Source organism: Paenochrobactrum pullorum (assembly GCF_041929845.1).
Classification (GTDB): Bacteria; Pseudomonadota; Alphaproteobacteria; order Rhizobiales; family Rhizobiaceae; genus Paenochrobactrum; species Paenochrobactrum pullorum.
Genome location: NZ_JBHEEH010000001.1, coordinates 1,051,985 through 1,072,918 on the forward strand (window position 1 = coordinate 1,051,985; position 20,934 = coordinate 1,072,918).

Here is a 20,934-nt window from a genome sequence, read left to right on the forward strand (position 1 = left end):
GAGGTCAGACATGACAGCGAATAAACCTTGGTATTTGTCGCGCACCATCTGGACTTCGATGGTGGCTTTGCTTTAGTGGGCTGAAAATCTGCTTGGAATTCCAATTGGTGTGATTGAACAGGCGACACTGGTAGATGCACTTATGCAACTGGCAGCAGCCGGTGCGGGAATTTTTGCTATTATTGGGCGGATGAAGGCAACATCACGCATTTCATAAAATTACAAAACATGATAGCTAATGATTAATTAAATGGGATTCAGCCTGTCTGGGTCATTCATGTAATGTTCAGCTAGGGCATACTATAAAAGCATCATGATGAAAAAGCTCTCCGCATTTACACTTATTTTTGGTATGGCTGCTGCGGCTGTTGGCTCACCGGCAAACTCCGCCAGCCTTCCTATGATTGTTCCGCACAAGGCAAATTTTGTGGTGACTGCTGCCGATGATTGTGCTGCAGCTGGTCAGCGCGTTGCTGCCGCCCAAGGCGGAACTTTAACCAAAGCTACTCCTGCGGTGCAGGGGGGCAGAAATGTCTGCGTTATTGTAGTGCTGGTTCCTGGCCGTGACGGCGAACGTCCGCGCCGTGTAGAAGTTGCGGTGCCTGCGGAATAAGCAGACACTTAAACTTTATAAGTGCTTATCGGAGGCGGCATTGCGCATATTGATCGTTGAAGATGATAAAGACCTGAATCGTCAGCTCTCGGAAGCAATGGGTGAGGCCGGTTACGTGGTTGATAGTGCTTATGACGGTGAAGAAGGCCATTTTTTAGGCGATACTGAGCCTTATGATGCTGTCATCCTCGATATCGGTCTGCCGCAGATGGATGGCATCAGCGTGGTTGAGCGCTGGCGTCGTGATGGCCGGACAATGCCGGTTTTGATGCTGACGGCACGTGATCGCTGGTCGGATAAAGTGGCCGGTATCGACGCTGGTGCTGATGATTATGTGGCCAAGCCGTTTCACGTTGAAGAGGTTCTTGCACGGTTGCGCGCGCTTATCCGTCGTGCGGCCGGTCATGCTTCATCTGAACTTTCCTGCGGGCCATTATTGCTCGATACGAAAACATCAAAAGTCACCGTTGATGGTACAGCTCTGAAACTCACCTCGCATGAGTTTCGGTTGTTGTCTTATCTTATGCACCATATGGACAAGGTTATTTCGCGTACTGAACTGGTTGAGCATTTATACGATCAGGATTTTGATCGAGATTCGAATACGATTGAAGTTTTCGTCGGACGTTTGCGCAAAAAAATGGGCATCGACCTCATCGAGACCGTGCGTGGTATGGGGTATCGTATGAATTCGGTCGCTAATCCGGAAGGTATCAGCAACTGAACATTGCACGCTTCAAACCGGCTCTTCATTCCCTTGCATTACGTGTGGTCACATTATCAACGCTTTGGGTAATCGTGGCGCTGGTGGTGGTTGCCACTTTAATTGGCTCGATTTACAAACAGGCCGCAGAGCGTAATTTTGAACGTCTGTTATGGGCACATCTTTATAATTTGGTAGGCTCGGTTAGTGTTTCGGATAATGGCGATTTGCAAGGCCATCCGGAACTCGGCGAAATCCGTTATTCTAGCCCTTCGTCTGGTTGGTATTGGGAGGTGGATTCGGTCTCTGCCAATCTGCACGGGACATTGCATTCTTTATCATTGGGTAGTCGAAAGATCAGACAGGAAAGTCTGGCTAACTACCCTTTTGATAGTTCTTTTAAGCGCACTTATCCCGCACTTGGCCCTAATGGTGAAGAGGTTTTTGTCGCCGAGACGGAAGTCGTTCTTGATGGCGAAAACAGAATTGCCCGTTTCAGAGTGATGGGCAATTTAAGTGAGGTTAAAGAAGAATATCGAGATTTTAATGCCCGATTATATGGCTATTTAGGCATTTTCGGTATTGGTAGTATTTTAATCAATGCTGCGGTCATTTTATTTGGCCTGCGTCCCTTAGATAGGGTACGTCGTTCACTGGCCGATATTCGTGAGGGGCGAGCGCCACGTTTGACTTCTGATCTGCCGATTGAAATTGCACCGCTCGCACAAGAAACAAACGCATTGATTGAAAATAACTTGCGCATTATGGAGCGCTCACGAACACAAGTCGGCAATCTGGCACATTCGCTTAAAACCCCTTTAACTGTTTTACTGAATGAAGCACGTACTATCGGCGGTGAACAGGGGCGTCTAGTAAGCGAGCAGTGTGAAGCGATGCAGATGCAAATTCAGCATTATTTGCAACGTGCCCGCATTGCGGCGCAGCGCGATAGTGTCGTATTCAGAACGCCGGTGACACCCGTTTTGGAGCGGATAGCACGGGTAACTCAAAAACTTAATCCGCAGCTTGAAGTTTGTTTTGTTAATAGTTTTGCGGATGCTATCTTTGCCGGTGAAAAAGAAGATCTGGAAGAAGTTGTCGGCAATCTTATGGAAAATGCCGGAAAATGGGGACGGTCACAAATCCTCATGAGTTTGGCAAGCGCAGACAATGTCGAATTTACCATTACAATCGAAGATGATGGCATTGGATTGGCCGATGATAAAATGGCGGAAGCCATGCAACGCGGCCGCCGTATTGATGAAACGAAGCCCGGAACAGGACTGGGACTTGCGATCGTTCAGGACACAGTGAAAGAATATGGCGGGAAATTTGTGTTGAAATCGTCACAGCTCGGCGGACTTAATGCTCAAATTACGCTTCCGCTCGTTAAAAAGTGAATATTAACTAATCTTTAACAAGATTAAGGCGCAATTTCTGCTATATAGGGACCATTATCGTGCTTTGCTTTAGAGAGCCTGTAATTTGTGTGCAGTTTCTAAGTGATTGGGTGAAAGTCGGTGTCTATGAAAGTTAATATGCCGTTCTCGGTGCCTTTTTCAGGAAAGTTCTTTTCCACATATATACTCATTGGTGCGGCCGTTATTTTGAGCGCTTGCGGAACAGATGGCAGAGCGGTGCCTGATTTGCGATCGTCTGATGTAGGATTCAATAAAAAAGATGCTGGTGTGCTAAGTGAGCTGGGTAATGGTTTGCTCGGTTCGAATGCTTTGAAACTTGCTGGTGAGGATCGTCGTAAAGCGCTGGAAGCAGAATATCGGGCGCTGGAATATTCTGCTGCCGGAAAAGCCGTGCAATGGAAAGCTTCATTTGCTTCGGCATCCGGTGAAGTGGTTGCAGCCCAAGCGTATCAGGTTGGCTCGCAAAACTGCCGTCAATATACGCATAGCTTTAATATGGATGGTGTTCCGCAAACAGTGCGTGGTACGGCTTGCCGCAATCCGAATGGTAGTTGGACGCCGCTGACCTGATTTTAATAGTTAAATCTCTTAATTTGCGGCGAATTGACCTATTCACTTAAAATCGCACAGTTAAGGTTGGATTTTATATTGGTTCAGCATAAGTCTGCGCTATGGAATTTTGGCTTTTTTCTGCATGTTTAACAGTTATTGCGACATTGGTTGTTTTACTGCCTTTGTCGCGTAACATTCGCACGTCTCAAACTGGCGGACAAAATGATCTTGAAGTTTATCGGGATCAGATGTCCGAAATCGAGGCAGATGTTTCCCGTGGTATGATTGATACGCAAAGTGCTGAACAGGCGCGGCTGGAAATTGCTCGCCGCCTATTAAAGGCTGAGAAGGATGCTTCTCTTAATCGTTCAATCAGTGATAATCTCAAGACGCATAAAATACTGGCTTTTGTTGCCGTTTTATTGGTGCCTTTATTGTCTTGGGGGATTTATTCATCGGTAGGTTCTCCGGATCTGCCATCCCAACCGTTATCAAAGCGGATTGCAGTCAATCCCGAACGTGCGCCGGTCGAAGAGCTTGTCTCACAGGCAGAAGCTCATTTGGTAGAAAATCCGCAAGACGGGCGCGGCTGGAATGTACTAGCTCCGATTTATTTGCGTCTTGGTCGCGTTGATGATGCGATCAATGCTTATCGTAACTCGATCCGTTTGAATGGCGAGGACTTTGCCCTCAATTTGGGCCTGGCTGAATCACTGGTTTTGAAATCGGGTGGTTTGGTGACCGCTGAAGCGCATGCTTTGTTTGAAAAAGCAGCGATACAAAATCCGGATGATTATCGCCCGCAGTTTTTCCTTGCCCGTACTTTGCTGCAGGATGGAAAAAATGAAGAAGCAAAGGCTTTTTTGAAAGCGTTCTTGGAACGTTCAAGCGCTGATGCGCCGTGGCGGTCACAAATTGAGGATGCAATTCGTCATATCGACGGTGAAACGGTTCCTGGACAAGCACAAGCACCCGTAACTGCAACATCTTCTGCAAAGGGACCTAGTGCTGCGGATGTCGAAGCTGCTTCATCGATGAGCAATGATCAGCGTAAAGAAATGATTGAAGGTATGGTTGCCGGACTTCAGGCAAAGTTGCAAGCGCAGCCTGATGACCTTGAAGGCTGGCAACGTCTGATTAGTTCCTATATGGTTATGCAAAAGCCTGATGATGCAAAAGCTGCTTTGGAACAGGCATTAAAGTTATTGCCTGAAGATAAGCGCTCATTGCTGCTTGCTCATGTGAAAACATTAAATCTTGAAGTTGAGGGTGCTGAGCCATGAGTGATATTGCCGGGCGTCAACCATCCGCAGCAAGCTCTGCTGCAACGGGCCCATCCATTGCTAAAACAATGAGCCAGCGAAAGAAAAAGCGGCTCTATTTGGTTCTTGGTGCACTGGCTGTATTGGGTATAGCTGTTGCTTTGATGCTGGTGGCCTTTAGTCAGGATATCCGTTTTTTCCGTACACCAGCCGATTTGACTGAAACTGATATGACTTCCGGCTCGCGCTTTCGTCTTGGCGGTCTTGTAGAAGAGGAAAGCGTCAAGAGAGATGGTACGCAATTACGCTTTATGGTGACTGATACCATCAAAACGGTTCCAGTGTTTTTTGACGGCATTGTACCAGATCTTTTCCGTGAAGGCCAAGGCGTTGTAATCGAAGGGCGCTTTGATCAATATGGCGTTTTTCAAGCTGATAGTGTCCTTGCTAAACACGATGAAAATTACGTGCCGAAAGATCTGGCTGACAGCCTGAAAGCTAAAGGCGTCTGGAAAGAGACTGAGTAGGATTACAAGATGAGCGTCGAAATCGGACATTTTGCGCTGGTATTAGGACTGGCGCTTTCCATCATTCAATCCATTCTGCCGGTTATAGGTGCGCGGCGTAATGATAGTCGTATGATGGCTGTGGCAGCCCCCACTGCAATTGCGGCTTTTGGCATGGTGGCATTAGCATTTGCCATATTAACGCAAGCCTATGTCGTTTCTGACTTTTCAGTTCTGAACGTTTTTGAGAATTCGCATTCGGCAAAACCTATGATTTATAAAATCACAGGTGTGTGGGGCAACCATGAAGGCTCGATGCTGCTATGGGTGTTGATCTTAACATTCTTTAGTGCGCTGGTTGCAGCGTTTAGTGCCAATCTTCCGGATACGCTGCGCTCTAATGTGCTGGCTGTTCAGGGTTGGATTGCGACTGCTTTTTTGCTGTTCATTATCTTCTCGTCCAATCCGTTTATCCGTGTTTTTCCGGTGCCAATGGAAGGTAATGACCTTAATCCTCTGTTGCAGGATATAGGTCTCGCCGTGCATCCGCCTTTGCTCTATCTGGGCTATGTTGGCTTCTCGGTGTGTTTCTCCTTTGCTGTGGCGGCATTAATGGAAGGTCGCATTGATGCAGCATGGGCACGATGGGTTCGTCCATGGACGCTGACTGCATGGGTTTTCCTCACCGGTGGTATCTCGATGGGCTCTTACTGGGCTTATTATGAACTCGGCTGGGGTGGCTGGTGGTTCTGGGATCCGGTAGAAAATGCATCCTTCATGCCCTGGCTGGTCGGCACTGCTTTGTTGCATTCAGCATTGGTTATGGAAAAGCGTTCCGCCTTAAAAATCTGGACAGTGTTGCTGGCATTGCTGACATTCTCTTTGTCGCTGCTCGGCACTTTCCTTGTTCGCTCTGGCGTATTGACTTCGGTTCATAGCTTTGCCACCGATCCAAGTCGTGGTTTGTTTATTCTTGGCATTTTGATCTTCTTCATCGGTGGCTCGCTGTTCCTCTTTGCGCTGCGGGTGCAGAGCTTGACGACAGGTGGCTTGTTCCAGCCGATTTCGCGTGAAGGGGCGTTGGTTTTCAATAATCTATTTTTGACAACCGCCGCGGCCACTGTGCTGATTGGTACGCTTTATCCGTTACTGTTGGAAGCATTGACCGGTGACAAGATTTCGGTCGGTGCGCCATTCTTTAACATGACCTTTGGCCCACTGATGATCCCGCTTCTGATAGCGGTGCCTCTTGGCCCTTTGCTCGCGTGGAAACGCGGCGACCTCTATGCCGTATCCCAGCGACTGATGGCGGCGTTCGCGATTACATTGGTTGTCATTGCTTTGATGATCTGGTTCACGCGTGGTGAATCCGTTATGGCAGCTTTTGGCATTGGTTTGGCATTCTGGGTTATTTTCGGCAGTCTGACGGATCTTTATCTTAAAGCTGGCATTGGCAAGGTTGCACCAAAGGTTGCATTCTCACGCATGATTGGTTTGCCGCGCTCTGTTTATGGAACTGCTTTGGCACATATCGGCCTTGGGATTACTTTGCTTGGTATTGTCGGTGTCAGCACTTTCGGCAGCGAGCGAGTGCTGACCATGGCACCTGGTGACGTGACCGAAGTTTCCAGCTATCAGCTGCGCTTTGAAGGTGTGTCTCCGGTCAGTGGCTCGAACTATACGGAAAATCAAGGTCGCTTCACGCTTCTTAATGAAGCTGGAAAACCTTTGAGCACAATCATTGCTGCCAAGCGTTTTTATCCTGCACGTCAGATGCCAACAACAGAATCGGGCATCAACACACGTGGCGTCAATCAGGTTTATGTAGCTCTTGGTGATGATGCCGCGGATGGTTCTATTGTTGTACGCATTTGGTGGAAACCATTTGTTACGCTGATCTGGCAAGGAACATTGGTGATGATGCTGGGTGGCTTTATCTCATTGCTTGACCGCCGTCTTCGTGTTGGTGCGCCGGCAAAAAGTAAAGCCAAAAATAAAGCAGGCGGCAAAATAGCGGTGCGGAGTGCTTGATGCGATTCTTGTTTAACAAAAAAGCGGCAGCATTTTGTGTAAGCTTGTTTTTGTCATTGCAGATTGCACCTGCTTTCGCGGTTAATCCGGATGAGGTTCTGTCTGATCCGGCGCTGGAAAAACGCGCCCGTAATTTGTCTGCCGGTTTGCGTTGTATGGTCTGCCAAAATGAATCGATTGATGATTCTAATGCAGAACTTGCCCGTGACTTGCGTATTCTTGTTCGTGATCGTTTGACAGCAGGTGATAGTGATCAGGACGTATTGGATTACGTGGTTGATCGCTACGGTGAGTTTGTGCTGCTTAAGCCGCGCTTTAATAGCCGCACTATCTTACTCTGGGGCTTTCCAGTGGTGCTGTTACTGATTGGGGGAGGCAGTTTGTTGTTACTTTCCAAACGCAAGAAAGCGGTATCTGTTAATAATGAACCATTGAGCGAAGCCGAAAAAACACGACTTCGGCAAATTATGGAAGAGAAGAACTAGAATCTTTTTAAACCTTACCAAAATTTCATCTGTTGGAAATTGAGTGGTAAGGTTCTACAACCTATATTGACTGACATAAGATTAAATCGGGTTCCCTCCCAAGGAGAAGATTGTGTCCATAGTCAAAAATTCTTACTTTCGTAAAAGCGTTGCCGCCATTGCATTGACTGCAACTGTGGCAGGCGGCCTTTTAACTCTCCCTCCGGTTATTTCTGCTTATGCAGATCCAGTCAGTGTGACTGCTGCTGCACAGCCGGGCTTTGCTGATCTGGTAGAAAAAGTACGTCCTGCTGTTGTCAGTGTACGGGTGAAAAGTCAGGTGCAGCCGGTAGACAATTCCGGCCCGCAGTTTTTTGGTCAAGGTTTTGACCAGTTGCCAGACGGTCATCCATTGAAGCGTTTCTTCCGTGATTTCGGCTTTGGCCCGCAAGGTGAGAAACAGCGTCCGGAACAGCGCAAAGGCAAGCGCGGTGAGGGTCGTCCGGGCCATGCCCGCCCTGTTTCACAAGGCTCCGGCTTCTTCATCTCTGAAGATGGTTATGTTGTCACCAATAACCATGTTGTAACTTCCGGCGATTCATTCTCAGTTGTATTGGATGATGGCAAGGAGCTGGATGCCAAGCTGATTGGTACCGATCCGCGCACGGATTTGGCTGTTTTGAAAGTTGATGAGCCAAAAACCAAGTTTACCTATGTCGCGCTCGTTGATGACAATAATGTCCGCGTTGGGGATTGGGTTGTCGCTGTTGGTAACCCGTTTGGTCTGGGCGGTACAGTGACTGCTGGTATTGTTTCGGCACGTGGCCGTGATATCGGCGCCAGTGTTTATGATGATTTCATCCAGATTGATGCCGCGGTTAATAAGGGCAATTCAGGTGGACCGACTTTCAATCTGAATGGTCAGGTCATTGGTATTAATACTGCAATTTTCTCACCGTCGGGTGGTAGTGTTGGTATTGCTTTTGCAATTCCTGCTTCCACTGCCAAACAGGTTGTTGACCAGCTGATTAAATCGGGTTCGGTTGAACGTGGCTGGATTGGGGTACAAATCCAGCCGGTCAATAAAGAAATGGCTGATTCACTGGGCTTGGCTGAAGCAAAAGGTGCTATTGTTGCCGCACCGCAAGCTGACGGGCCTGCAGCCAAAGCTGGTATTCAGGCTGGTGACGTGATTACGGCAATCAATGGTGAAACGGTTGAAGACAGTCGTGATGTTGCACGCAAAGTTGGTAATATCGCACCGAAGGAAGTTGCAGAATTTACCATCTGGCGCAATCAGAAGGCGCAAACCATCAAAGTAACCATTGGTGGTATGCCGGATGATCAGAAAAATACCGATGGCACAGCAACGCAGACACCAAGTGAAGGTGAAACCCTTGATAATTACGGTTTGACCGTTGTTCCATCAGAAAACAATGATGGCGTGGTTATCACAAATGTTGATCCCGATAGTGATGCAGCTGATCGCGGTATTCGTTCTGGTGATGTGATTGCTTCGGTTAATAATAAGCCGGTGAAAACCATCAAGGATATCAATGATGCTATCGCTGAAGCTGTAAAGTCAGGCAGAAAGGCTGTTCTGCTTCAGTTGCAAAACAACGATCAAAGCCGGTTTGTGGCTTTGCCTGTTGATCAGGGCTGATTGAGCATCAAAAACGGATTGGCGGGTCTGAGTGCCCGCCAATATTTTATGGGGAAAGAGCGGAAATGAAAATTTTAGTCATTGAAGACGACAGTGAAGCTGCGCGTTATTTACAGAAAGCTTTTTCTGAAGCCGGACACATGACTGAAATTGCCGGTGATGGTGAAACTGGTGCAGCTTTGGCTGAAACCGGTAATTATGATGTATTGATTGTCGACAGGATGTTGCCGCGCCGTGACGGCTTATCTGTTGTGGCTGGTCTACGCGCACAGGGAAACAAAACGCCGGTACTCATTCTTTCAGCTTTAGGTCAAGTAGATGACCGCGTTACGGGGCTGCGTGCTGGCGGAGATGATTACGTCACCAAACCTTATGCTTTTTCTGAACTCCTTGCCCGCGTGGAAGTGTTGCAGCGCCGCTCCAATCCGCGTGAAGCAGAAACAATTTATCGTGTAGGTGATCTGGAGCTGGATCGTTTGTCACATAGTGCTTGCCGTGGCGGTATGGATATTGCTCTGCAGCCGCGTGAATTTCGTTTGCTTGAATATTTGATGCGTCATGCCGGGCAGGTCGTGACGCGTACAATGTTGCTGGAAAATGTTTGGGACTATCATTTTGATCCGCAGACCAACGTCATTGATGTTCATATCTCACGCTTGCGCAGCAAGATTGAAAAAGGTTTCGATCAACCTTTACTTCATACAATTCGCGGTGCCGGTTATATGTTAAAAGCCGAAAATGCACCACGCGCAAAAGCGAAGTGATTTTTCAAAATGAGTTGGTTTTCCGCGATTATGAAAACAACAGCTGCGCGCCTTTCGGCGCTTTATCTGTTGTTGTTTTTTGTCGGATCGATTGTGATCATTCTTTATATGACGTCGCTTTCCACTTCCTTGATGGAAGGTCAAACGCGTCAGGCTTTAAATGAAGAAGTGATCAATATCGGTAAGACTTATAATCGTGGTGGCATACCTGCACTCGTGCGTAGTATCGATTATCGCTCGCGTCAGCCCGGTGCCTATCTTTATCTGGTCGCCGATGTGACAGGGCGCATTCTGGCCGGTAATGTGGAAAGCATAGAACCGGGTGTGCTGGATACGGATGGTTTTGTCGAACGGTCATTTCTTTATAACCGCTATGGCGATCAACTGACCGAGCGTCAACATCGCGCCATTGCCGTGGTGATCGCACTGCCAAATGGTATGCGTGTCATGGTCGGGCGTGACTTGAGCGATTCAGATCGCATCCGTGATATTATTCAACGCTCGTTGATGTTAGCCTTGGCGATCATGGGCATTGGTGCTGTTCTGATATGGTTCTTTGTTGGAAGACAAGCGCTCAAACGTATTGGAGATGTCACGACGGCTTCACAGCGCATTATGGACGGTGATTTGTCAGGTCGTTTGCCGATTAACGGGTCTGGTGATGAGTTTGATCGTTTGTCCGGAAATTTAAATATTATGCTGGCACGGATTCAAGAACTCAATGAGGGATTGAAACATGTGTCGGACAATATTGCCCATGATTTGAAAACACCGCTGACAAGATTGCGTAATCGTGCAGAAGCAGCACTTTCAGGTAAGAAGGTTACTCAGGATTACCGCGATGCACTTGAAAGCATTATCATTGAATCCGATCAGTTGATTTTGACCTTTAATGCGATTTTAATGATCTCACGTCTTGAGGCTGGATTTTCAGCTGAAAACCTGACGACTATGCCGGTTGCGCCTATCCTGCGTGATGTGGTGGAAATGTATGAACCGGTGGCAGAGGATGAGGGGGTCGAGTTACAACTGGCAGATGTGAGTGAAGAACCTTTACGGTTAAACCGCGAACTGATTGCACAGACGATTTCCAACCTTGTTGATAATGCGATCAAATATGCATCATCCGATGAAAAGCTCGCTAAAGTAACAGTGGCCATGGATGTGGATGATAAAATATTACGTATCATTGTGGCTGATAACGGTCCGGGTATCGCTGCGGATATGCGCGATAAAGTGACAGAACGTTTCGTGCGCTTGGAGGAAAGTCGCACACAACCGGGCTCAGGCCTTGGCTTAAGCCTTGCCAAAGCGGTCATGAAATTGCACGGTGGCGGCCTGACGCTTCATGACAACGAGCTGTCGGAAGGCAAAGGGGGACTGCGTGTTGTTTTGGAATTCCCGCGTCCTTCTGAAGGCTGAGTTTCCAGTATATATACGGTGATAAATGGTATCAGATACGGCAGGGCATTTATTTTTTCATCGGATCACGCATGTTCTGACACCTTTCGATGAGCAGATCGCGCAAAAATATTTAGTTGCGTTGAGACGACGTGCGCAAGATGAGAACATTTCCGGCTTGACAGCCTTATTGTCCAATGAAAGTGCTGCCGGTTTTCTGAGCTCGGTTCTTGAATTGTCGCCCTATATTCGTGAATATTTGTTGCGTCACCCGCAATTACTGGCTCAATTGAACGAAACATCACCAGAGCTTATTCTGGCTGATATTTTTGCTGATCTCAAACTATGCGGCAGTGGTGCTGGTGAGACGGAAAACAGCTTAATGGCTGGGTTGCGTCGTGGAAAAAATGCAGCCCATATTTTGATTGCTCTTTGCGATCTTGCTGGAATTTTCAACACCCCTACCACGACACAATGGATCACTGATCTGGCGGAAACATGTCTTGGAGCCGCAGTTCGCTTTTTGCTGCGTGATACGGCTTCTAAGGGAAAAATAACTCTCTCGGATCCTGAGAACCCAGAGAAGGACTGCGGCTGGATTATTCTGGCAATGGGCAAGTTTGGTGCCTTTGAACTCAACTATTCTTCCGATATCGATCTTATTATTCTGATTGACGAGCAGAGTCCTTATATCGGAGATCCTTATGAATGCGTTGATATATTCTCACGGCTGGCACGCCGATTATTGCGAATTATGCAGGAACGTACAGTCGATGGTTATGTTTTCCGCACAGATTTAAGATTGCGTCCTGATCCAGGCTCAACACCGTTGGCTATCCCGTTTGGCTTCGCATTGCATTATTATGAAGGGCGTGGCCAGAATTGGGAACGTGCTGCGATGATCAAAGCGCGCCCTGTTGCCGGAGATATTAAGGCTGGCAAAGCTTTTTTGCTGGAGCTTTCCCCTTATATCTGGCGCAAATATCTCGACTATGCAGCGATCGCGGATGTTCATTCGATTAAACGTCAAATCCACGTACATAAAGGGCATGGAATTATCGCAATCCACGGGCATAATGTTAAATTAGGTCGTGGCGGTATTCGTGAGATCGAGTTTTTTGTGCAAACGCAACAATTGATTGCTGGCGGCCGTTTTCCGCAATTACGCGGCGCACAAACTGTTGAAATGCTGAAAACCTTGGCAGAGTTTGGATGGATCACATTACAAGCACGTGATGATCTGACAAAGCAATATAGCTTTCTGCGCGATATCGAACATCGCATTCAGATGGTCAATGATGAACAAAATCATACTTTACCCGAAGATGATGAAGGGCTTGCAGGTATTGCCCATTTGATGGGGTATCAGCAATTACAAGATTTTACCAAAGACCTGCTTCATTGTTTGAAAACAGTTGAAAGACATTATGCAGTGCTTTTTGAAAAAGCGGCTGAACTTGGAAATGATGCGGGCAATTTGGTTTTTACCGGTGAAGGGGATGATCCGGGTACCATTGAGACATTGACGAAAATGGGTTTCGAGCGGCCGTCGGATATCTGCCGGATTATTAGAGGCTGGCATTTCGGGCGTTATCGTGCCACGCAATCCGCAGAAGCCAGAGAACGCTTGACCGAGTTGACACCTGCTTTGTTGCATGCCTTTGCGGAAACAAAACAGGCTGACGATACTCTGGTACGTTTTGATAGTTTTTTGCAAGGTTTGCCTGCAGGTATTCAGCTTTTCTCGCTCTTGCAATCCAATCCGCGGCTATTGAATTTATTAGTGCTGGTCATGAGTGTAGCACCACGAATGGCGGACATTATAACCCGTAAGCCACACATATTTGACGGCTTGCTTGATCCGGCAATTTTTGCCGAGATGCCGACACTTTCTTATCTGGAAACAAGGCTGAATGCTTTTTTAGGTAACAACGATCATTATGAAGAGATACTTGATCGTTTGCGAATTTTTGCAGCCGAACATCGCTTTTTAATCGGTATTCGAATGCTGACAGGTGCTATTGACGGTGTGCGGGCTGGTAAAGCATTTTCTGATCTTGCCGAATTGATGGTTGCACGGGCTTTGCAAGCCGTCGAGGCTGAATTTTGCAGACGTCATGGTCGTGTTGCGGGCGGAAAAACTGCCATTCTGGCTATGGGAAAACTTGGCAGTCGTGAGCTGACGAGCGGGTCGGATGTTGACCTGATCTTACTTTATGATCATCCGGAAGATGTGGAATATTCCGACGGTGAAAAGCCGTTGGCTGTTTCACAATATTATATGCGTATGACGCAGCGCTTGGTGGCGGCCCTTTCGGCACCTACAGCTGAGGGCATTTTGTATCAAGTAGACTTGCGTCTGCGTCCATCGGGCAATAAAGGACCGGTCGCAACGCATGTGAGTTCTTTTGATAAATATCAGCGGCAAGAGGCATGGACATGGGAGCATATGGCGTTGACCCGTGCCCGCCCTATCAGTGGTGATCAGATGCTCATGACGCGCGTCGAGGCAACCATTGAGGATGTATTGGCCTTGCCACGTGATGGCTTAAAAATTGCTCAGGATGTCCGTGAAATGCGGATGCTTATTGAAGAGGAAAAACCAGCTCGTAACATCTGGGATTTCAAGTTAAAAAAAGGTGGCATGCTTGATCTGGAATTTATTGCCCAATATGCAGCACTGACAGGGCAGGTGAGTGTTAAAACCTGCGGCAAATCTACAGATGAAATTTTGAGTGCTTTGAAGCCCATATTTGCAAATGCTGATATGAGTGAGAAGCTCACAGCGATTTGCCGTTTCTACACCAATATGAGTCAGACAATTCGTCTTTGTTCGGGTGATGATTTCAATCCGGAACAATTTTTGCCTGGTATGATTGAGCTTTTATGTCAGGTATCTCAATTGCCGGATCTGCGTGTGCTGGAATATCAGCTGGATGAATATTCAGCTGATACCCGTGCAGCATTTATGCAGCTTGTATAATTTCCGCTTGTACAGAGCGATCAGGAATACGAACACAAACAATGGTGCCGATACCTTCGGTTGAGCGGATGCGCAGGGTGCCACCATGGAGTTCTGCCAGCGAGCGTGAAATCGCCAATCCGAGGCCGGAACCTGTGTGAGATTTGGTGAATTGATTTTCCACCTGCTCGAAAGGTTGGCCTATTTTCTTCAGTGCCGATTTTGGAATGCCGCAGCCGGTGTCTTTGATGGTGATGAAAAGAGCAGTCTGCGTTTGATGCGCGCGCACTGTAATATGACCGTCATAGCCGGTAAATTTAACCGCATTGGACAGCAGATTGATCAGGATTTGTTTGACTGCACGTCTGTCAGCATGGAGCGCTAGACGATCAGCAATCTGGGTGTGAACCTGAATGTGCTTTTCCTCGGCCTGAAGTGAAATCATGCGAACTGTTTCGTTGATCAGCGGACAGAGATCAATCTTCTCGTGATCAAGCGAGAACTGACCGGCTTCAATCTTCGACATATCAAGAATATCATTGATCACATTCAGCAGATAATTGCCGCTGGAATGAATGTCATTGATATACTCTTCATAGCGATCAGAGCCAAGCGGGCCGAATGTGCCAGCCTGAATCATTTCTGAGAAACCGATAATTGCGTTCAGTGGCGTGCGAAGTTCATGGGACATATTGGCCAAAAATTCTGATTTGGCACGGTTTGCACCTTCCGCACGTTCTTTTTCTGCTGCATATTTGCGTGCCAGTTCAGACAATTCACGGACACGATCTTTTTCACTTTTACGGGCAACAGACAGATCATGAATGGTCGCCATCAAGCGGCGTTCGCTTTCCACCATGCGTTCCTGATGCAATTTCAATTGGGTAATATCAGTACCGATAGAAACCATACCGCCGTCTTGGGTGGGTCGTTCGTTGACCTGCAACCAACGGCCGTCACTTAATTGGCGCTCATAAGTTTCGGCTCCGGCACGATTGTGTTCATTCGCCATCCGACGCTCAAACGCAACCGGACGAACCAGTGGCTCGATTTGCTGACGCTTAACGCCGGGTTTGAGTGCGGATGCTTCAAGGCCAGCATATTCATTATATTTTGAATTGGACATCACCAGGCGATCTTTTGCATCCCAAAGCACGAAAGCCTCGGAAATATTTTCAATCGCTTCGCGGATGCGCATATCGGCTTCGGCTGTCGCTTGCGCAAAACGATGTTGCTCGCTGACATCAAATGCAATGCCCACCAGATGCGGATCACCATCGGCTGCCACTTCGGCACGGACACGCATCCAGACCCATGAACCATCTGCATGGCGCATTCGCAAGACTTTATCGACTTGCGAAATTTCACCGGCAACAGCCTGTTTGGCAATATCGTAAAGATCACCATCTTCAGGATTGACGATAGCAGCGACGGCACCAAAAGCTAGAATACTGTCTTGTGCCTGATAGCCCAGCATTTCATACATAGAACGTGACCAGTACATACGACCACGAACCATATCCCAATCCCACAATCCGCAACGGCCACGTGCGAGTGCCATATCAATGCGCCACTGGATTTGTTGGGAGAGATCATCAGCCTCACGCGCACGCGCTGCTTGACTGAAATAAGCATAGAGTATGGCAAGCATCACACCGGATGTGCCGGCAAAAAGCGTGAGATTCAACGATGCAGATTTGCGCCATTCTGCAAAAATGGTTTGTTTGGGCTCATAAGCAAGCACCGATAAATTGCGCATAAAGGTTGGATGGGTGAGGGATGCAAAACTGCTATCGCCATCAATGCCGACTTCCATGACACCAGCTTTATCGCCAAAAAGAAGCAAGGGTTGGCTTTCGGAAACCTGTTCGGCAATATTCTTCAAACCATTGGTATGATAGCCAGAGCCGGTCAGAACCTGATTATTTTCATCAGCCACAATCAATGAAATTGAATCATTGATATGAAGTGCAGCACGCGCTTCATTGAGCATTGTTTTGATAGCAGCCGCGTCAGGCGCATCATGTGATTGACTGGTAAAAAGTGCGCGATCAATGTGGGCACTTACCTGCAAGCTTGCCAAGGCAATTGCTGAACGGTTGCTGCGTTCGATATCATCACGCCAAGCCAATAAGGAAAACAACCGTGCAACGGCAAGAATGATCAAAAAAGAAATAATCAAAACCGGCACGATACGGCGCAATGTCGGTTCAAAGGACGCAAACTTACGATAGGCTGGACCTGCCAGCAAACTGACATGTCCGGATAGACCACCTTTTTTTAATTTCGGCCGTGCGGAAGAATGCTTCCCCATCGGCTCGCCATAGGCGTCCGTCCTAGCCATTGAGGCTCCCCATAAAACAACAACACTGCAAGTGATTCGCGACGTAATACATCCGCTAACCTAATGAATCAAAAGTGATTCGCGCTGTCCAGTCCTTTTGATAAAAAATCATTAAAATTGATTCGATTTTTTACGAATCACCATCCAAATGATTCTTCACTTCACCTTTTCGAACCTTCTGAAAACCGTCAAATTCAGTTTGTTGAAATAAACACATCATCAACCATAAAGATGATTAGATAATTTATTTTTAACGCTTCGGTTGAGGTCGTTAAAAAATGCCCGGCGAGCGATATATCGCACTGGTTTTGGTCTGAGTTCAGGCCTAAGAGTAGAATGGTTCTGAATTATCTTCTGCTTGATTCTAAAAGGATTCGCGTATTGAGCGCCCCTTCGCACCCGTCCGTGAATTCTGGCTCGGAGCATTCCCGCCCTATGTTGGGCATCGGGCTGAAAATTTCTTCGGTCTCGGTTTTCGTGGCGATGTCAACTTTGTTAAAAGCAACAGATGACATTCCTGTCGGGCAATTGGTATTCTTTCGTTCATTTTTTGCAATTTTTTCTATTCTTTTCTACCTTTGGCTCAAGGGGCAATTGCAGGGGGCGTTCAAGACCAAAGAGCCTGCTAGTCATATCTGGCGTGGTTTGGTTGGTGTTTCTGCAATGTTTTGCAGTTTTTATGCGCTGACCAAGCTTCCTTTGCCAGAATCTGTTGCAATCAATTACGCGTCTCCTTTAATCGCTGTGATGCTCAGTGCTGTGATTTTGAAAGAGTTTGTCGGCGTTTATCGCTGGAGTGCAGTTTTCGTCGGGCTGATCGGTGTTTTGATTATCATCTGGCCTCGTATGAGTATTTTCACGACAGGTCAGTTGGGGCAGGACGAAGCTTTGGGCGCGGTTGCCGCACTTTCGGGAGCTGCATTGGCAGCGGTTGCAATGGTGCTGGTGAGGCGACTTGTCAGAAAAGAGCGCACGTCTACGATCGTTATTTACTTTACATTGACTTCGACAGTTGCAGGTTTTTTGACGCTGCCATTTGGTTGGGTCATGCCGAATTGGCAACAATTATTGATGCTTATTTGTGCAGGTCTTGCAGGTGGTATTGCGCAAATATTGCTGACCGAATCTTATCGCCATGCGCCGATGTCGACGATTGCACCATTTGAATATACGTCGATGGTTTTGAGCCTCGTTATCGGCTTCTTGATTTTTGGTGATATTCCGACCGTGACCATGCTGATCGGTAGTGCCATTGTCATGATGGCCGGTATTTTTGTAATTATACGCGAGAGAAAACTATCTCTGCCCCCACAAAAATCTAATTCACCGCAAACAATTCCTCAGTGATCAAGATGACTTTTTGTTATTGATTGATTTCGTTTAGTTTGGTTTTGACGCTGAGTAAATCCTGCCATGCAAACCGCTTTTGTGCGGGGCTGCGCAATAAATAAGCCGGATGAAGACTTGGCATGACCGGTATTTGCGCACCTGTCTCAGTATGATGCACTAACCAATTGCCTCTGACACGCAGGATGGTGTCTGTGGCATTTGTCAGCAACTTGGTGACCGGACCACCAAAACCGACAATGACTTTAGGCTTTGCCAAAGCGATTTGTCGTTCAATGAAGGGTTGGCACAGTTCGATCTCCAAGGGAGTAGGGACACGATTGCCCGGCGGACGCCAGCAAATCATATTGGCCAGATAGGTCTGGTCTCGTGTCAGCCCGATTGAGCGAAGCATATTGTCGAATAACTGACCCGCACGGCCAGCAAAAGGCAGGCCTTCCATATCCTCATCCCGACCGGGAACATCGCCGATGAACATTAATCCTGATGCCGGATTTCCATCTTCGAAGCAGAGATTTTTAGCGGTAAATTTTAAACCACAACCATCAAAACCAGCGAGACGCTCGCGCAATTCCTGCAAGCTGCCTGCGCTTGCTGCAATTTCTTTGGCCAAGGCAATTTGTTGCGCGTCTGGCACAATTTGGTTGCTTGTTGGTTGAAATCTTGGTTTCGCAACAGGTTTTGACGCGATATTTCTCGGCTGTAGGGAACGCATCGGTTCTTGTTGCACGGAATTTTGTGGTGCAGGCTGCGTGCTTAGCGCCATTTGCTGTTTGCGATAAGCTTCAGCTATTTGTGATGCTGCGAATTGATCCACCGGTTCTTCAGACAAAGCTATGTCCAAGCCGGATTCTGCATAAAAATGCAGCAGCTCATCCATATCATATGTCATTTGACCGGTTGTCATCAGGTTTGGTTCTCCAGAGCTGTTTGAGGTCAGGGGTCGCAAATTCTGTGTGTTAATGCAAGGGCAACATGCTCGTTCAGACAAAAGTAATATCTTTAATGAGACATGAGGTAAATGTGCTTGTAGAGTTAAAGACTGCGGACGTTAGGACGCATAGGCGTTGAGCATGATTTTTGCGATACCTTTGGCACAAAATAAAATCGCCTGACGATGCGGCCTGATCGGGCACGGACGAGAACAATAAATCGGAGGCAAGAATGACCGAAGCTGCTGATCTGCCTGAACGCGAGAGCATGGAATTTGATGTTGTAGTCGTGGGGGCAGGGCCTGCCGGATTGGCCGCGGCTATTCGATTAAAACAGTTGTCGCCTGATTTATCTGTAGTGGTGCTTGAAAAAGGTGCAGAAGTCGGCGCCCATATTCTATCTGGTGCAGTGGTGGATCCGGTCGGTATCAACAAGCTGATACCTGATTGGCGCGATGATCCTGACCATCCGTTTAAAACGCAGGTCACAGCTGATCATTTCTTGTTGCTGGGGCCTGCCGGTTCGGTTCGGCTGCCGAATGTGCTGATGCCGCCACTGATGAATAATCATGGTAATTTCATTGTTTCGTTTGGCAATGTCACCCGTTGGCTGGCCGCACGTGCCGAAGCACTTGGTGTCGAAATATATCCGGGTTTTGCAGCAACGGAAATTCTCTATGACGAGAATGGTGCGGTTAATGGTGTTGCAACCGGTGATATGGGGATTGAAAAAGATGGCACACACGGAGCCAACTATACCCGTGGTATGGCTCTTTTAGGCAAATATGTTTTGATCGGTGAGGGGGCACGCGGTTCGCTGGCCAAACAATTGATCAAGCATTTTAAACTGGATGCGAACCGTGAACCGGCTAAATACGGTATCGGCCTTAAAGAGCTATGGCAGGTTGATCCGGCCAAACATAAATTGGGGCTCGTGCAACACTCTTTTGGCTGGCCGTTGGATATGAAAACCGGCGGTGGCTCATTCTTATATCATTTGGAAGATAATATGGTGGCGGTTGGGTTTGTAGTTCACCTGAACTATAAAAACCCTTATCTCTCGCCGTTCGAAGAATTTCAGTGTTTTAAAACCCATCCGGCAATCAAGGATGTGTTCGAAGGGGCAAAACGTGTTTCTTACGGTGCAAGAGCCATCACCGAGGGTGGTTGGCAGTCAGTGCCTAAACTATGTTTCCCCGGTGGTGCATTGCTCGGTTGCTCGGCAGGATTTGTCAATGTGCCGCGTATTAAAGGTAGTCATAACGCTGTCCTTTCGGGCATTTTGGCCGCGGAAAGTGTTGTCACCGCACTTGCAAATGGCCGCGCCAATGATGAATTAATTGATTATGAAAATGACTGGCGTGGCAGTGATATCGGCAAAGACCTGAAAAAAGTGCGCAACGTCAAACCACTATGGTCAAAATTCGGAACGTTGATAGGTATCGGGCTTGGCGGTTTTGATATGTGGACAAATACCTTGTTCGGCTTTTCGCTTTTCGGCACTTTAAAACACGGTAAGACCGATGCAGCCTGCCTTGAACCGGCAGTTAAACATAAGAAGATTGATTATCCAAAGCCTGACGGTGTGCTGACTTTTGACAGATTGTCGTCCGTGTTTTTATCCAATACAAATCATGAAGAGAATGAGCCTGTGCACCTTTTGGTGGAGAATATGGCTTTACAGCTCACTTCCGAGCTCGGCGTTTATGATGGTCCTTCTGCGCGGTATTGTCCGGCTGGTGTTTATGAATGGGTTGAGAACGATGGGCAGGAAACATATGTGATCAATGCTCAAAACTGTGTGCATTGTAAAACCTGCGATATCAAAGACCCTAACCAGAATATTAACTGGGTACCGCCACAAGGCGGCGAAGGACCTGTATACGCCAATATGTAATATTGACAGGAGATAGCGTGCGTTTCGTCCGCCGCTGGATAATGTCGGTGAAGGATCTGATCTCGCGTCAAT

Annotated in this window: 15 protein-coding genes and 3 pseudogenes; 15 read left to right on the forward strand and 3 right to left on the reverse strand. The window is 47.5% G+C overall.

The genetic code is table 11. The features are described from left to right. Positions 1-10: 10 nt before the first annotated feature. From JNC77_RS05015 to JNC77_RS05075, 13 genes and pseudogenes are all read left to right on the forward strand, one after another. Positions 11-217, forward strand: a pseudogene (locus tag JNC77_RS05015) (hypothetical protein). A 96-nt stretch (positions 218-313) separates the two neighbouring features. Next, the gene (locus JNC77_RS05020) at positions 314-613 is read left to right on the forward strand and encodes a hypothetical protein (RefSeq protein WP_374830012.1); all 300 of its coding nucleotides are present in this window, start codon (positions 314-316) and stop codon (positions 611-613) included. Between the two features lie 40 nt (positions 614-653). Further along, positions 654-1,337 (forward strand): response regulator transcription factor, encoded by a 684-nt coding sequence (locus JNC77_RS05025; protein WP_374830014.1) that lies wholly within the window; start codon positions 654-656, stop codon positions 1,335-1,337. Between the two features lie 74 nt (positions 1,338-1,411). After that, positions 1,412-2,716 (forward strand): ATP-binding protein, encoded by a 1,305-nt coding sequence (locus tag JNC77_RS05030; protein ID WP_374830513.1) that lies wholly within the window; start codon positions 1,412-1,414, stop codon positions 2,714-2,716. A 138-nt stretch (positions 2,717-2,854) separates the two neighbouring features. Beyond that, entirely contained in the window at positions 2,855-3,307 is a 453-nt protein-coding gene (locus JNC77_RS05035) for an RT0821/Lpp0805 family surface protein (RefSeq protein WP_374830515.1), read from the forward strand. Between the two features lie 101 nt (positions 3,308-3,408). Next, the gene (ccmI, locus tag JNC77_RS05040) at positions 3,409-4,572 is read left to right on the forward strand and encodes a c-type cytochrome biogenesis protein CcmI (RefSeq protein WP_374830016.1); all 1,164 of its coding nucleotides are present in this window, start codon (positions 3,409-3,411) and stop codon (positions 4,570-4,572) included. A gap of 68 nt (positions 4,573-4,640) precedes the next feature. Then, complete coding sequence (gene ccmE, locus JNC77_RS05045) at positions 4,641-5,078, forward strand: cytochrome c maturation protein CcmE (protein WP_374830517.1); 438 nt, start codon at positions 4,641-4,643, stop codon at positions 5,076-5,078. A 9-nt stretch (positions 5,079-5,087) separates the two neighbouring features. Beyond that, a complete protein-coding gene (locus tag JNC77_RS05050; RefSeq protein ID WP_374830018.1) occupies positions 5,088-7,088 on the forward strand; it encodes a heme lyase CcmF/NrfE family subunit in 2,001 nt (666 codons plus the stop codon). Next, the gene (locus JNC77_RS05055; protein WP_374830019.1) at positions 7,088-7,573 is read left to right on the forward strand and encodes a cytochrome c-type biogenesis protein; all 486 of its coding nucleotides are present in this window, start codon (positions 7,088-7,090) and stop codon (positions 7,571-7,573) included. The genes JNC77_RS05050 and JNC77_RS05055 overlap by 1 nt, the downstream gene beginning before the upstream one ends. Positions 7,574-7,685: 112 nt before the next feature. Beyond that, a complete protein-coding gene (locus tag JNC77_RS05060) occupies positions 7,686-9,215 on the forward strand; it encodes a Do family serine endopeptidase (protein WP_374830021.1) in 1,530 nt (509 codons plus the stop codon). Between the two features lie 65 nt (positions 9,216-9,280). After that, a complete protein-coding gene (locus JNC77_RS05065) occupies positions 9,281-9,979 on the forward strand; it encodes a response regulator transcription factor (RefSeq protein ID WP_374830023.1) in 699 nt (232 codons plus the stop codon). Positions 9,980-9,988: 9 nt separating this feature from the next. Then, on the forward strand, positions 9,989-11,401 hold the full coding sequence (locus JNC77_RS05070) for a sensor histidine kinase (protein ID WP_374830025.1): 1,413 nt from the start codon (positions 9,989-9,991) through the stop codon (positions 11,399-11,401). Between the two features lie 25 nt (positions 11,402-11,426). Continuing rightward, positions 11,427-14,363, forward strand: coding sequence for a bifunctional [glutamine synthetase] adenylyltransferase/[glutamine synthetase]-adenylyl-L-tyrosine phosphorylase (locus JNC77_RS05075; RefSeq protein WP_374830027.1), 2,937 nt, complete (start codon positions 11,427-11,429; stop codon positions 14,361-14,363). On the opposite strand, the pseudogene JNC77_RS05080 reads toward JNC77_RS05075, so the two are convergent. Then, positions 14,347-16,083 (reverse strand): annotated as a pseudogene (locus JNC77_RS05080) (PAS domain-containing sensor histidine kinase); the annotation flags it as partial. The gene JNC77_RS05075 and the pseudogene JNC77_RS05080 overlap by 17 nt on opposite strands. Positions 16,084-16,445: 362 nt before the next feature. Beyond that, positions 16,446-16,686 (reverse strand): annotated as a pseudogene (locus JNC77_RS05085) (PAS domain-containing sensor histidine kinase); the annotation flags it as partial. A gap of 435 nt (positions 16,687-17,121) precedes the next feature. On the opposite strand from JNC77_RS05085, the gene JNC77_RS05090 reads away from it, so the two are divergent. Further along, positions 17,122-18,033: a DMT family transporter gene (locus JNC77_RS05090; protein ID WP_374830519.1), complete on the forward strand. Its 912-nt coding sequence runs from the start codon at positions 17,122-17,124 to the stop codon at positions 18,031-18,033. A gap of 16 nt (positions 18,034-18,049) precedes the next feature. Here the strand turns inward: JNC77_RS05090 and JNC77_RS05095 are convergent, their stop codons facing one another. After that, on the reverse strand, positions 18,050-18,940 hold the full coding sequence (locus JNC77_RS05095; RefSeq protein WP_374830029.1) for a uracil-DNA glycosylase: 891 nt from the start codon (positions 18,938-18,940) through the stop codon (positions 18,050-18,052). Positions 18,941-19,197: 257 nt separating this feature from the next. Between JNC77_RS05095 and JNC77_RS05100 the strand changes: the two genes are divergently transcribed. After that, a complete protein-coding gene (locus JNC77_RS05100; protein ID WP_374830031.1) occupies positions 19,198-20,862 on the forward strand; it encodes an electron transfer flavoprotein-ubiquinone oxidoreductase in 1,665 nt (554 codons plus the stop codon). Positions 20,863-20,934: the final 72 nt, after the last annotated feature.